The organism is Deltaproteobacteria bacterium (genome assembly GCA_013151235.1).
Lineage (GTDB): Bacteria > CG2-30-53-67 > CG2-30-53-67 > CG2-30-53-67 > CG2-30-53-67 > JAADIO01.
In genome coordinates this window covers 1-12,767 of the sequence record JAADIO010000046.1, presented here as the reverse complement: position 1 = coordinate 12,767, position 12,767 = coordinate 1, and the positions used below count along the sequence as shown (strand labels likewise).

At 57.8% G+C, this 12,767-nt stretch carries 14 protein-coding genes and 1 pseudogene; all 15 read right to left on the bottom strand.

Going from position 1 to position 12,767, the window contains the following annotated elements; genetic code table 11:
• Positions 1-1,332, bottom strand: a complete 1,332-nt coding sequence (locus tag GXP58_08675) for a bifunctional folylpolyglutamate synthase/dihydrofolate synthase (GenBank protein ID NOY53680.1) — start codon at positions 1,330-1,332, stop codon at positions 1-3.
• A complete protein-coding gene (locus tag GXP58_08670; GenBank protein NOY53679.1) occupies positions 1,322-2,170 on the bottom strand; it encodes an acetyl-CoA carboxylase carboxyltransferase subunit beta in 849 nt (282 codons plus the stop codon). Before GXP58_08670 ends, GXP58_08675 begins: the two co-directional genes overlap by 11 nt.
• A 59-nt stretch (positions 2,171-2,229) precedes the next feature.
• Positions 2,230-2,994: a 3',5'-cyclic-nucleotide phosphodiesterase gene (locus GXP58_08665; GenBank protein NOY53678.1), complete on the bottom strand. Its 765-nt coding sequence runs from the start codon at positions 2,992-2,994 to the stop codon at positions 2,230-2,232.
• Between the two features lie 11 nt (positions 2,995-3,005).
• A complete protein-coding gene (locus tag GXP58_08660; protein NOY53677.1) occupies positions 3,006-3,677 on the bottom strand; it encodes a Crp/Fnr family transcriptional regulator in 672 nt (223 codons plus the stop codon).
• Between the two features lie 30 nt (positions 3,678-3,707).
• Entirely contained in the window at positions 3,708-4,511 is an 804-nt protein-coding gene (locus GXP58_08655) for a tryptophan synthase subunit alpha (protein ID NOY53676.1), read from the bottom strand.
• Positions 4,508-5,724 (bottom strand): annotated as a pseudogene (gene trpB / locus GXP58_08650) (tryptophan synthase subunit beta). The gene GXP58_08655 and the pseudogene trpB overlap by 4 nt, the downstream one beginning before the upstream one ends.
• A complete protein-coding gene (locus tag GXP58_08645) occupies positions 5,721-6,368 on the bottom strand; it encodes a phosphoribosylanthranilate isomerase (protein ID NOY53675.1) in 648 nt (215 codons plus the stop codon). The pseudogene trpB and the gene GXP58_08645 overlap by 4 nt, the downstream one beginning before the upstream one ends.
• Positions 6,365-7,159, bottom strand: a complete 795-nt coding sequence (trpC, locus tag GXP58_08640) for an indole-3-glycerol phosphate synthase TrpC (GenBank protein ID NOY53674.1) — start codon at positions 7,157-7,159, stop codon at positions 6,365-6,367. Before trpC ends, GXP58_08645 begins: the two co-directional genes overlap by 4 nt.
• A gap of 91 nt (positions 7,160-7,250) precedes the next feature.
• Positions 7,251-8,267 (bottom strand): anthranilate phosphoribosyltransferase, encoded by a 1,017-nt coding sequence (gene trpD, locus GXP58_08635; GenBank protein ID NOY53673.1) that lies wholly within the window; start codon positions 8,265-8,267, stop codon positions 7,251-7,253.
• A gap of 51 nt (positions 8,268-8,318) precedes the next feature.
• Positions 8,319-8,885, bottom strand: a complete 567-nt coding sequence (locus GXP58_08630) for an aminodeoxychorismate/anthranilate synthase component II (protein NOY53672.1) — start codon at positions 8,883-8,885, stop codon at positions 8,319-8,321.
• Between the two features lie 146 nt (positions 8,886-9,031).
• Positions 9,032-10,516: an anthranilate synthase component I gene (gene trpE / locus GXP58_08625; GenBank protein NOY53671.1), complete on the bottom strand. Its 1,485-nt coding sequence runs from the start codon at positions 10,514-10,516 to the stop codon at positions 9,032-9,034.
• Between the two features lie 454 nt (positions 10,517-10,970).
• Positions 10,971-11,372, bottom strand: coding sequence for a type II toxin-antitoxin system VapC family toxin (locus GXP58_08620; GenBank protein ID NOY53670.1), 402 nt, complete (start codon positions 11,370-11,372; stop codon positions 10,971-10,973).
• Entirely contained in the window at positions 11,369-11,590 is a 222-nt protein-coding gene (locus GXP58_08615) for an AbrB/MazE/SpoVT family DNA-binding domain-containing protein (GenBank protein ID NOY53669.1), read from the bottom strand. Before GXP58_08615 ends, GXP58_08620 begins: the two co-directional genes overlap by 4 nt.
• Before the next feature lie 451 nt (positions 11,591-12,041).
• Positions 12,042-12,266, bottom strand: a complete 225-nt coding sequence (locus GXP58_08610) for a helix-turn-helix transcriptional regulator (GenBank protein NOY53668.1) — start codon at positions 12,264-12,266, stop codon at positions 12,042-12,044.
• Between the two features lie 44 nt (positions 12,267-12,310).
• Positions 12,311-12,767 (bottom strand): type I restriction endonuclease subunit R (locus GXP58_08605; GenBank protein NOY53667.1); only part of this gene is annotated, 457 nt, incomplete at its 5' end.

Genomic DNA, 12,767 nt, shown 5'->3' with positions numbered 1-12,767 from the left:
CTAACCCTCCTCCTGGGTATCCCGGCCTGTGGAAGCGGAGGCATTCGAAAAGAGAAAGGCCCGGGCTTCCGCAACGGTATAGAGAGATCCGGTAACAAGGATCAGATCGCCCGGTGCATAGAGTGCCCGGGCCGCGTCGACGGCCTCCGGAACCGAAGGAGCCAGCATTACTTCCAGACCGGACCGGCCGATCTTTTCCAACTGAACCACCGGATCCGTTCCCCGGTCGTACTGCGGCCGGGTCAGGACCAGCCGGTCCGCCAAGGGAAGAAGGGGCAGGACTATCGCCGGGACATCCTTGTCCTGAAGAATCCCGATCACGAGGATCAGGCGATGATACTCCAGATCGTTTTCAAGGACCTGCTGAAGCACCCGGGCGGCATGGGGATTATGGGCGCCGTCCACCATGATCCACGGATCCCCGGAGACCGTCTCCAGCCGTCCCGGCCAGCATGCCTCCCGCAGCCCCTCCCGAACGGCATTGTCGGGGATGTCCACTCCCTGCCGAATCAGAACCTCCAGAGCGCCCAGGGCCACGGCGGCGTTCACGACCTGATGTTCCCCCCGCATCCCGACGATCAGCCCCTCCCGGGAAGAGTCGACGCCCCGGAAGGTAAATGTCCGGGACCCGTCCTCCCGGTGCACCTCGACATCCTCCACCCGGATCTCCTCCCCGAGCCGGATCAGACGCCCCCTTCGACGGTCACTGATCTTCTCAAGGATCGTCCGGACCTTCGGGTTCCGAACGCCGGTAACCGTCACGCCGCCCTCTTTGATGATCCCCCCTTTTTCCCGGGCGATCGCCTCGAGGGAGTCCCCGAGATAATCGGCATGTTCCATGGCGACATTCGTAATGATGGAGACGACGGGGCGGATCACATTGGTCGCGTCGAGCCGTCCTCCCAGACCGGTTTCCACCACGGCGATATCGATCCCGGCCTCCGCAAAGACGGCAAAGGCCATGGCCGTCGTCATTTCAAAATAGGTCGGTTGAAAATCGGGACCTGCCGATCGGACAATCTCAAGGAGTTCCTCGGTCCGGGCTGCAATAACTTCGGGAGCGACTTTCTCTCCGGAGAGCGTGATCCGTTCGGAGAAGTGATGCAGATGGGGAGAGGTATAACGCCCGGTCCGGAGACCGGCCCGTTGAAGAACGGAATCAAGATAGACGGCCGTCGATCCTTTGCCGTTGGTCCCGGCGATATGGATGGAAGGAAACGTCTCCTGTGGATTTCCCAACGCCTCCAGCAGAAACCGGACCCGGTCAAGGCCGAGGACAATCCCATGCAGTTCCAGGCCTTCCAATGCGGCCATCGCTTGCTCAAAGTCCATGAGCGAGCATCCGTACCAGACCGGCAAGGGTCCTTTTCAATTCCTTCCGTTCCACAATCATATCGACCATACCATGTTGCTGGAGAAACTCGGCCCGCTGAAACCCCGCGGGAAGTTTCTCCCGGATGGTCTGCTCGATCACCCGGGGACCGGCAAACCCGATCAGTGCCCGCGGTTCGGCAATAATAATGTCCCCCAACATGGCGAAACTCGCCGTCACGCCGCCGAAGGTCGGATCGGTCAGAACGGAAATAAAAGGAATCCCGGCCTGCGCCAGTCGTGAAGCGGCGGCGCTCGTCTTCGCCATCTGCATGAGGGAGACGATCCCCTCCTGCATCCGTGCCCCGCCGGAGGAGGAGAAGGAGAGGAAGGGCATTTCCCGGTCCAGGGCACGCTCCATCCCCCGGACGATTTTCTCCCCCACGACGGAGCCCATGCTACCGCCCATGAACGCAAAATCAAAAACCGTCAGGACCACGGGCATCCCCTCAATCCGGGCATCACCGAAGAGGAGGGCATCTTTTTTCCCGGTTCGTTTCTCTCCCTCTTTCAGCCGGTCACGGTACTTCTTCGAGTCCTTGAAATGGAGGGGATCGGACGACGACAGGTCGGCATCCATCTCCTCAAAACTTCCGGCGTCGGCCACGATCCGGATCCGTTCTTCGGCGGTGATCCGGAAATGATAGTTGCATTTCGGACAAACGCGGAAATTCTTCTCGATCTCTTTTTTGTAGATAATCTCCCGGCAATTCTGGCATTTCTCCCACAATCCTTCGGAGGAGACCACCTTCTTGTCCAGGATGCTCGTTTTGAGCTTCTTTTTCTTGAACCACGTCATGGTATCCCTTGCGTCAGATTTGCCGGAAAAAAGGAGGAAACGTAAGCGGGACTCACCCGTCAGATCTGAAGCACCGCCCCTTCCTGAAGTACCTCGACCGCCCCCCCCAGGAGCTGCTGCAACTCTGCAATGATGGCCGCTTCGTATTTCGGCTTCATGTGAAAAACATACACGGGGACCTCCGGCCGATCGAGTTTTTCCAGCTCCCGCGCAGCCATGGACGGTGTCATATGCCCGCTCACCCGGGCGATCTTTTCCATGGCATCGGGGAAAGAAACCTCGATGAGGAGGGCCGACAGATCCGGCATTTGCCGCCCGATCCGCCAAATCTCTTCCGTCGGCGCCGTGTCGCCCGTATAAAGAAGGGTGCGGTCCCCTTTCCGCAGGAACAGGCCGATGGAGGGAATCGTGTGGTTCACCGGAATCGGCGTCACCTCCACCTCTCCGATGCGGGTGGTCGCCCGCTTCGTAAGCGATTCAAAACGGAGAACCGAGACATCCCCGTTGGAGATCCGTGTACAGTCGGGCCAGATCGTATCGTTGAAGAGATGCGTTTTCAGCCCCGCCAGCACTTCATCAATCCCGTAGACCGTGATGGCCGATCCCGGCTCTCCGATGAGATTGTCCGCCAGAAAAGGAAGCCCCTTGATATGATCCAGATGAAGATGACTGATAATCACACTGTGAATCGCCAACTGCCGGTCGAGGCTCAAAACGGAGGAAACCGTCCCCGCCTCCAGCAGGATCCGATCCTCCACCAGGAATCCGACGGTCTTGGCCGACGGCGTCTCCGATCCATGACAGCCGAGCACCTCAATTTTCATGGGGGACTCCATCAGGTGAGATTGCAGAATTGATCCTTCATTTCCAGGTACCTTGAAAACCGCTCCAGGACTTCCATCTGTACAATGGTAATCTCTTCTTTGCCGGTCCGGACAATTTTTGCCGACCTCAGTTTCTTCAGCAGATCCTCTAAATGATGACCGGAGATCCCCGCTTCGGAGGCAAAGTCCTCCGGAAGAAAGGGCATGCGGTATTCCCCCGTTGCCGGCGCCCCGGCCTCCCGGGCCTTCCGCTTGAGGTGATTGACAAGACGGCTCATGTTGTCCCGGAGAAGAAGATTCTCAATCTGGTTGTCCGCCTCCTGCAACCGGGCGGCCAGTTTCTTGATGATCCGGACGGCGATCTCTCCGTTGCTTCGAATCATCGTCTCAAAGGTTTCCCGGTCGATAATCAGTATCCGGCAATCCTCAATCACCGTCGCAGTGGCGGAGCGGGGCTTGTTATTCAGAATCGCCATCTCTCCGAAGAACTCCCCTTTGCCGAGAACAACCAGGACCTTCTCCATACCCGAAGCCTCTTTGGCAATACGGACCTTGCCCGAGAGGATGATATACATCTCCCGCCCGGGGTCTCCCTCATAGAAAAGGACCGTCCCCCGGGAAACGACTTCCCCGTAACGACTGAAGAGATCCCCCTCCGCCTCTTCGCCCACCCGGATTCCCATGCCTCGCTCCACCGAATCCATATCGCCTCCTTATCCCCCTTTTACGGTCGCGGCCTTCAGCTTTGCAATAAACCGTCCGACCTCGGCCACCCCCCCGGTCTCCCCGCCGGCCTTCTCGATCAGCCCCACGACGGCGCTCCCCACGATCACACCGTCGGCACAGGCACGAACGCGTTCCACATGCCCGGGGGAAGAAATCCCGAATCCGATACAGACCGGCATGGCCGTCACTTCCCGGATTCGGGCAATGGCGTTTTCAATCCCGGTCGAAAGGGTTGTCCGGGCGCCGGTCACCCCCGTCAGGGAAACATAGTAGATAAACCCCCGGCTCACTTCGGCAATCTTTCCGATCCGTTCCGGCGTACTCGTCGGCGCCAGGAGAAAGACCGTATCAAGATCCGCCTTTCTCGCCGCCGGGATCAACTCCCCGGCCTCTTCCGGCGGAAGATCCGGCACGATGAGACCGTCGGCCCCCGCACCTTTTGCCGCCTCCACAAAGGAGGTCACCCCGAAATGGAAGATCGGATTGTAATAGCCCATCAGAACAATCGGAAGAGAGGTCTTCCGGCGCAGGTCACCGACAAATTCAAGGATGGCCCGAAGGGTCACCCCACCCGCCAACGCCCGTTGAGAGGACCGCTGAATGGTGGGACCGTCCGCCAGGGGATCGGAGAAGGGAATCCCCAACTCCACGATGTCGGCGCCGTTCTTCTCCATCTCCAGGATGTATCGACCGGTATGCTCTAAGGTCGGGTCCCCGGCCGTAAGAAAGGGCATCAGGGCCGCACGGTTTTCTCTTCCGGCTTTTTCAAAAACTTCGTCAAGCCTGCTCACGATTTTCCTTCCTTTTCACGACCGGGCCGGTCGCCCTTCAGAATCTCAGCGACCTGCGTAACGTCTTTGTCTCCCCGCCCGGAGAGATTGAGAATCACGATCCGATCCTTCGGAATCTCGGGGATCAGTTTCTTCAGATAGGCGATGGCGTGGGCGCTTTCCAGGGCGGGAATGATCCCTTCCGTCTCGGAAAGGAGCTGAAACCCTTCCAACGCCTCCGCATCGGTGATCGCCACATACTCGGCCCGGCCGGTGGTGTGCAGCCAGGCGTGTTCCGGACCGACACCGGGATAGTCGAGCCCGGCGGAAATGGAATGGGCCGGGGTCACCTGCCCGTTTTCATCCTGGAGCAGAAAGCTCATGTTCCCGTGGAGAACACCCCGTTGGCCTCCCAGGATCGAGGCGGCATGTTTTCCACCTCAAGACCGAGTCCCGCCGCTTCCACACCGATCATACGTACCAAACGGTCATCGACAAATGCATGAAACAGACCGATGGCATTGCTTCCCCCGCCCACACAGGCGACCAGGAGATCGGGCGGCCGACCTTCCTTCTGCAGAATCTGTTCCCGGGCCTCTTCCCCGATGACCGATTGAAAGTCCCGGACGATCATCGGATAGGGATGGGGACCGACGACGGAACCGATAATGTAATAGGTATGCTCCACGTTCGTGACCCAGTCCCGGATCGCTTCATTGCATGCATCTTTCAGGGTACAGGTTCCGGAGGTCACCGGCGTCACGCGGGCCCCTAAGAGCCGCATCCGGAAGACGTTGAGCGCCTGCCGCTCGATATCCTCCTGCCCCATGAAGACTTCGCACTCCAGGCCGAACATGGCCGCCGCCGTGGCCGTGGCCACGCCGTGCTGTCCGGCGCCGGTCTCGGCAATGATCCGTTTCTTTCCCATCCGCCGGGCCAGCAGGACCTGGCCGATGGCATTGTTGATCTTATGCGCTCCGGTATGGTTCAGGTCCTCCCGCTTCAGATAGATCCGGGCCCCCTGCAGACGCTCCGTCAGCCGTTCCGCCAGATAAAGCGGCGTGGGACGCCCGACATATTCCCGCAGATAGCCCTGAAATTCTTTTTTGAATTCCGGGTCTTTGAGGGCCCGCCAGTATTCCTGTTCCAGCTCATCCAGCGCCGGCATCAGCGTCTCGGGGACGTACTTCCCACCGAACTCCTCAAAGTGTCCCCGCTCATCAGGCAAATTCATACTGCATTCTCCGGCCCGTAGATACGGGCATCAATCTCATTCACCGCTTCGATAAAACGGCGTACCTTGTCCCGATCCTTTTGTCCCGGTGACACCTCCACGCCGGAGCTGACATCCACCCCGTAGGGGCGGACCCGGGCAATCGCCTCGCCCACGTTCTCCGGCGTCAAGCCCCCGGCCAGGATCACCCTCTCCTTCCCGGCGGCTTCCTGCGCCAGGGTCCGGTCGGCGGCCTCTCCCGTCCCCCCGTACCGGTCCGGATGCCAGGCATCCAGAAGAAACCCCGACACGTCGTAACGTTTCATCTCCTCCAGAAACGAGCGGTCCCGGATCCGGAAGGCCTTGATCACGCGTCGCTCACACCATTCGCAGAACTCCGGCGATTCATCCCCATGTAACTGGCAGAGATCGAGATCACAATACCTTGCGATCTCCCGGACGGTCTCGATCTTCTCGTCCACGAAAACCCCGACCACCGTCGCAAAGGGAGGAAGATGACGAACAATCGCCCGGACGCTCTCCGCATCGATCCGCCGCGGACTTCCGGAATGAAAGACAAATCCCAGGGCATCGGCGCCGGCCTCCACGGCAAAAAGAGCGTCGTCGAGATTCGTAATCCCGCAGATCTTGATCCGGGTCCTCATGCCGCCGGTCCTTTCGGAAGAAGGGCCTGCAATTGTTCCCCGGGACGCGGAGCTCGCATCAGCGTTTCCCCCACCAGCACGGCATCGACACCCGCCTTCTGAAGACGGACAAGATCCGCAGCCTCCCGGATCCCGCTTTCGCTGACGACGATCCGGTCCGCACCGATCCGTTCACGCAGCCGGAAGGTGGTTTCCAGGTCGGTGGCAAAGGTCGCAAGGTCCCGGTTGTTGATCCCGATGATCCCGGCAGAAGTGTCCAGCGCCCGGTCCAGTTCCTCCCCGGAGTGGACCTCCACCAACGCCTGCATACCGATCTCTCGTCCCAACAGGATCAGCTCCTCAAGTTTTTGCTTATCGAGAAGCGCCACGATCAAGAGAAAGGCATCGGCCCCCAATGCCCGCGCCTCCCGGACCTGGTAGGGGTCGATTATAAAATCCTTCCGCAGCAACGGAACGGAGACGGCCTTCCGGATTGAAGAAAGAAAATCAGGACGACCCTGGAAAAAATCCTCTTCCGTCAGGACGGAGACCGCCGCGGCACCGGACTGTTCATAGTCCCGGGCGATTCCAACCGGATCGAAATTCTCCCGGATGACTCCCTTGGAGGGAGAAGCCTTCTTCACTTCCGCGATCACCCGGATTGTCTTCTTCTCTCTCCCCGCGATCGCCCCGGCAAAATCGAGACACCCCGGCTGCGCCTCCGCCTGTCTCTGCAGTACCGGCAGCGGCGTCAACGTCTTCCTTTCGGCAAGACGCCCGCGAACCTTCGCCACTATATCATCCAGAATCAAGGCTTACAAACCCTTTTTGTTTTTCCTTCCCTCGTGCAGCCGGATCATGGAAATACCGGAGAAAAATAAGTCAGGATATACGAAGGGAAAGTCAGACCGGCTCATTGCTGATCCGTTTCATCTCCTCCAGGCATTTGAGGGCCCGTCCCGAATCGATCGATTCCCGGGCGGCATCGAGGGCCTCGCCGAAATCCTTCCCAACACCCCCGACGTGTATCGCCGCCGCAGCATTGAGCAGGGTAACATCCCGCTTCGGCCCGGTCTCCCCGTTCAGGATCGCCAGGGTGATCCCGGCATTGAGCTTTGCATCCCCGCCCCTAAGATCCCCGGAACGACAGCAGGGAAAACCGTAGTCGGCGGGATCGAGGTCGAAGGTCAACACCCTGCCGTTTTTAAGCTCCGAAATTCGTGTTCCGCCGGTCGCGGTAATCTCGTCCAGACCGTCATGACCGTGAACCACATAGGCCCGCTCACAACCGAGTTCATTTAAGACCTCACAGATCGGTTCCGTCAGCTCACCGGAGAAGACCCCGACCACCTGCCGCTTCGCTCCCGCCGGATTGGTCAGGGGTCCCAGGATATTGAAGACCGTCCGGATCCCGATCTCCCTCCGGGGGCCGATGGCATGCTTCATCGCACCGTGGAGAAGGGGCGCAAAGAGAAAACCGATCCCCGCCTCGGCGATACACCGTTTCACCACATCGATACCCGCTTCGATATTCACTCCCAGGGCGGCAAAAAGATCGGCGCTCCCGCTCTTACTCGAAACGGAACGGTTCCCGTGTTTGGCCACGGGGATCCCGGCCCCGGCGACAACGAAGGCCGCCGTGGTGGAGATGTTGAAGGTCCGGGCGCCGTCTCCGCCGGTCCCGCAGGTGTCGACCAGCCCTTCACGGTCCACCTCGACCCGGATCAGCCGGTCCCGCATCACCCGGGCGCAGGCGGCGATCTCTTCCACCGTCTCCCCCTTCATCCTAAGGGCCGTGATAAACGATGCAATCTGGGCCGGCGTCGCCCGCCCGCCCATGATATCGTCCATGGCGCCGTAACAGGCCTCCCGATCCAGGTCTTCCCTCTCGACGATCTTCTTGATCGCATTGACAATCATCATCATACTCCCTGCGAAAATTCAACGATTCGTCGCCCCGGCACAGTCCCCTCAACCTATCCGCAGAAAATTCCGTAAAAGATCATGGCCCACTTCAGTGAGGATCGATTCCGGATGGAACTGGACCCCTTCGATGGGCAGGCTTCGATGCCGGATCCCCATAATCTCCCCGTCCTCCGCCTCGGCGGTCACCAGAAGATCATCGGGAAGGCTTCCCCGCTCGATGACCAGCGAATGATAACGGGTCGCCGTAAACGGATTTGGAAGCCCCCGGAAGACCCCCTTCCCGTCATGTTTTACCTGAGAGGTCTTGCCGTGCATCAGTTTTTTCGCCCCGACAATCTCGGCGCCGAAGGCGGCCCCGATCGACTGGTGTCCCAGACAGACGCCGAGGATCGGAAGCTTCCCGGCAAAATGCCGGATCACCTCAACCGAGATTCCCGCTTCCTTCGGCGTGCAGGGACCGGGCGAAATCACCAGACGGTCCGGCTTCATCGCTTCGATTTCCCCGACGGTGATCCGGTCGTTGCGGTAGACCACCGGTTCCTCGCCCAGCTCTCCGAGATACTGAACGAGGTTATACGTAAAGGAATCGTAGTTATCAATCATAAACAACATAATGACTGCCCCCGGTCATCCTCGGTCGGCCGACGCCGATCCGACCTCATCGGGACCCTGTCCCTATGACCATTTACTGATTCCGGATCCCCGTTTTCCAGTTCCCGGTTTCTATTTTTCAATTCCCAGTTTCCAATTTCTATTTTCTAATTCCTGATTCCCCGCCTCGTAATCTCGATCGCCTTCAGCATCCCCTTGGCCTTGTTCAGTGTCTCCACATACTCCCGTTCCGGGTCGGAATCGGCTACTATCCCTGCGCCGGCCTGAAGATAGAGATCGTCGTCCCGGATGATCATCGTCCGGATAGTGATACAGGTATCCATGTTCCCGGAAAACCCGATATACCCCACCGCCCCCGCATAGGGGCCGCGCCGGACCGGTTCGAGTTCCTCGATGATCTGCATGGCGCGGATCTTGGGGGCGCCGGAGACGGTCCCCGCCGGAAAACAGGCCCGAAGCACATCATAGGCATTCTTCCCCTCGGCCAGTTCGCCGACCACGTCGGAGACGATGTGCATGACATGGGAATATTTTTCGATCACCATCAACTCCTTGACCCTGACCGTCCCGGTCTTCGCCACCCGCCCCACATCATTGCGCCCGAGGTCGACGAGCATGATATGTTCCGCCCGTTCCTTGGGGTCGGCGAGCAATTCATCGATCAGGGCCTGATCCTCGGCGTCGTTTCTTCCCCGGGGCCGGGTCCCGGCAATGGGACGGACCTCCACCTGCCCCATTTCCACACGAACGAGGACCTCGGGCGACGACCCCACGATCCGGATCGACCCCAGGTGCAGGAAAAACATGTAGGGAGAAGGATTCACCGTCCGGAGTACCCGATAGATGTCGAAGGGATCGTTCTCAAGTTTCGAGTGGAAACGCTGGGAGAGGACCACCTGAATGATATCGCCGGCCAGGATATATTCCTTGGCCCGTTCGACCACTTCACGGAACCGCTCCCGGGTAAAGCTCGATTCCGGAACCGGAAGTTCCCCCGGCCGGGGCAGGCTCAGGTTAACGATTTCACAGGGAACATTGAGCCGGGCGATCATCCCGTCGATCCGTTCTTCGGCCTGCCGGTAGGCCGCTTCCGGGTCCTCGCCCTCCCGGAGAAAAACATTCGAGACAATCTGGATCTTCTTCTCCAGATTATCGAAGATCAGCAGGTCGGTCATGATCATGAGGAGCATATCGGGAAAACCGGCATCCTCCTTGGGAAATTCCGGGATCGGCTCAAAAAAACGGACCATGTCGTAGCCGATGTAGCCGACGGCGCCCCCGACGAAGCGGGGCAGGGCCGGATCGGCCACCGGATGGAAACGTGCCATCTCTTCCTGCACGAAAGCGATCGGGTCGGAAACGGTAAAGGTCTTCTCCCGCCCCTGACGGATTACCTGCACCTGATCCCCTTTCCCTTTCAGAACGGAAAAGGGAGTGCTTCCGAGGAAGCTGTACCGCCCCCACTTCTCGCCCCCTTCGACACTCTCCAGGAGAAAGGCATACTCCCCGTCGTCGATCTTGCGAAAAGCGGAGACCGGCGTTTCCATGTCGGCCAGGATCTCCTTATAGACCGGGATCAGGTTGCCGGACCTCGATTTTTCAACAAATTCCTCAAGGGATGGAGAAAGCATGGCATTCCTTCAACACTAGAAAAAGAATTTGTAAATTTAGCACATCCGGAGGAACTCTGTCAAGGAGAATGGCCTCGCTAACTGCTTCAAAAACAAGGAGAAAGCGATATTGATGGGGAGACAAAAACGGCACCCGCAATCGTTTTGCATCGCGATCGGGGGTGCCGGGGAACGGACGTCTCAGCGCGACAGCCCGAAAACCTCATATCAGGTTTTCCATCATGAAATCTTTTCCGCCCGCTGAAACGACTATGTATCATCAATATACCCAAGAACTCCGAAACTGTCAAGAATCACACCGGCTTTCCGTGAAATCCCCCAGAGCGAGCGGTGTAAGTCATTGTTCGTGCGATTCGGCACCATACTCGGAAGCCTGTCGAACCATGAACGGAACCCGGGGAATGACTTTTTACGAGACCATCAACCTTTTATGGGCAGGATTTGGGCAACATGATCAGGCAAACAATTTCAACAATTGAAAGTTTCCGGAATAAAACCCTTTATCCCGGGTAAGCAGTCGGTCACACTGAATCAAAGCATGGCCTCCGATCAGGAAGTCCGCTGCAATACGAGTGCGTCTCCCTCCCTTCTTCCGATAACGATACCAGAATTTCGCAGCCTCCAAAGCCGATTCCCGGGTCATCGGAGAATAGGTGATTCCGATACTCTCAAAGACTTTCGTTACTTTCTTCAATGAGGCTCCATAGGCGGTGGCGACCTCGGCCCATACCACCTCACATGCAACCACGGAACCTTCCAACAGGCAACGCTTCAATGCATCCCTGGATGCCGGTCCATGATCCGGGTCCGCCTCAAAAACATCCACAAGGATATTGGTATCGACGGCCGTAATCATGATTCACCTCGCAACTCACGCAGTATATCATCGGACCGTCGGCCGCTACTCAGAGAACCATACACTTTATCGACGACGTCCATCTCTTCCATCTTGACAACGATCAGCTTTCCGGACTTCTCACAAAATTCCAACATCGTACCCGGCCGAATTCCCAGACGATCGCGGAGTACTTTGGGAATAGTCACCTGTCCTCGTTCCGCAACTTTTGCCTTCATTCTTTTTATCCTCCTCCATTCATTAGACGAATCTTGATTACCATAGGTATGTATGGTAAATCATGAATACATATATGTCAAGTACGCAAAAGATCAGTGTGTCAGCACAGGGCCGACGAATGGCTGGATAGGGGGGCTCCAAATTGATGTGCCTGCCGGAAAAGGAGGACACAGCTATGCAAAACGTAAGGTGATCGTCCGGCAACACTTGGACGGGACCGTTCTCCGCATCCCTGAGCGAGAAATGTTTTTCTCCACATTTTGTACCCTGCTTCGCAGTGGCATCCCTTCGGGACTCGCCTGCGGCTCGCATTCCGTTTGCTGCGCAATCCGTAATCCCCAAACAGAGAATGGATCCGGCTTCGCTTTCCGCTACGCCGCGACAGGCGCGGGTTCGATTCCCGTTTGCATATCAAATGCGGTGATGGCGTAACTCAAGTCTGAATATTTCCTATTTAGGTCCACCTTCGAAACCCTTCAGCTTTCCTCGTTGAACCATTCGGGCGAAAAACCGGTCAAACTGCGCTTTCGCCAGTTTCGACGGTTTGGCCCTCTTGTTTTCCCAACGGTTAATGGTAGCAAAGCTGACTCCGAGCTCGCGGGCCAGATCCTCCTGACTCAAGGCCAGATGCTTTCGGATTTCCTTTACGAGTTCGGAAAAATTATGTTTATCCATTGCCACAGTGAGTCCCTCTATGGACAGCCGAAATAGCTTTGTTTTCAGGAAGAAACATCATCAGCCTTCTCCGCCGTTGGAGCACCGGTTTCCGCAGAACGTATGGAGTCGAAGATCTCCCGCGCGAGAATCGGAAACGCTGAACCCTGAAACTCAGGATCCGCCATGTATCTCGTTACGATCTTGTCGTTGTCGGCCATACGTTCGATCATGAGTCCTTCAACGAGCTTGCGGATTCCCAGCTCGAACTTGTCGAGTGGGTTTGCCATTGCCGTCCGGACAATTTGTTCGCTTCGGCAGGCCTTCTCCTTGATCTGCTGAAAGAAAAGTCTGTCCTCCTCCGTGAATCTGGTTCCGAATCGCTCGTTGAGGACTTCGATGATTTCGGACAGGGGAGCCTTCTCATCCTTTGCCTTGCCTGTTCCCACATCCGACGGGCTCTTGATGTACTGGGCCTCTCCTTCTTTCACCATGATCGCGCCCGAAAAAACCCGCTCCAAC

What these genes read in the sequence shown, in the direction of transcription:
- GXP58_08660 (NOY53677.1), bottom strand. Translation starts at nt 3,677, where the DNA reads ATGGGAATCCGGGTGGGCGAAGAGGCGGAGGGGGATCTCTTCAGTCGT.
- GXP58_08675 (NOY53680.1), bottom strand. Translation starts at nt 1,332, where the DNA reads ATGGACTTTGAGCAAGCGATGGCCGCATTGGAAGGCCTGGAACTGCAT.
- GXP58_08620 (NOY53670.1), bottom strand. Translation starts at nt 11,372, where the DNA reads ATGATTACGGCCGTCGATACCAATATCCTTGTGGATGTTTTTGAGGCG.
- GXP58_08615 (NOY53669.1), bottom strand. Translation starts at nt 11,590, where the DNA reads ATGAAGGCAAAAGTTGCGGAACGAGGACAGGTGACTATTCCCAAAGTA.
- GXP58_08630 (NOY53672.1), bottom strand. Translation starts at nt 8,885, where the DNA reads ATGTTGTTTATGATTGATAACTACGATTCCTTTACGTATAACCTCGTT.
- trpD (NOY53673.1), bottom strand. Translation starts at nt 8,267, where the DNA reads ATGATTGTCAATGCGATCAAGAAGATCGTCGAGAGGGAAGACCTGGAT.
- GXP58_08645 (NOY53675.1), bottom strand. Translation starts at nt 6,368, where the DNA reads ATGAGGACCCGGATCAAGATCTGCGGGATTACGAATCTCGACGACGCT.
- trpE (NOY53671.1), bottom strand. Translation starts at nt 10,516, where the DNA reads ATGCTTTCTCCATCCCTTGAGGAATTTGTTGAAAAATCGAGGTCCGGC.
- GXP58_08610 (NOY53668.1), bottom strand. Translation starts at nt 12,266, where the DNA reads ATGGATAAACATAATTTTTCCGAACTCGTAAAGGAAATCCGAAAGCAT.
- GXP58_08670 (NOY53679.1), bottom strand. Translation starts at nt 2,170, where the DNA reads ATGACGTGGTTCAAGAAAAAGAAGCTCAAAACGAGCATCCTGGACAAG.
- GXP58_08665 (NOY53678.1), bottom strand. Translation starts at nt 2,994, where the DNA reads ATGAAAATTGAGGTGCTCGGCTGTCATGGATCGGAGACGCCGTCGGCC.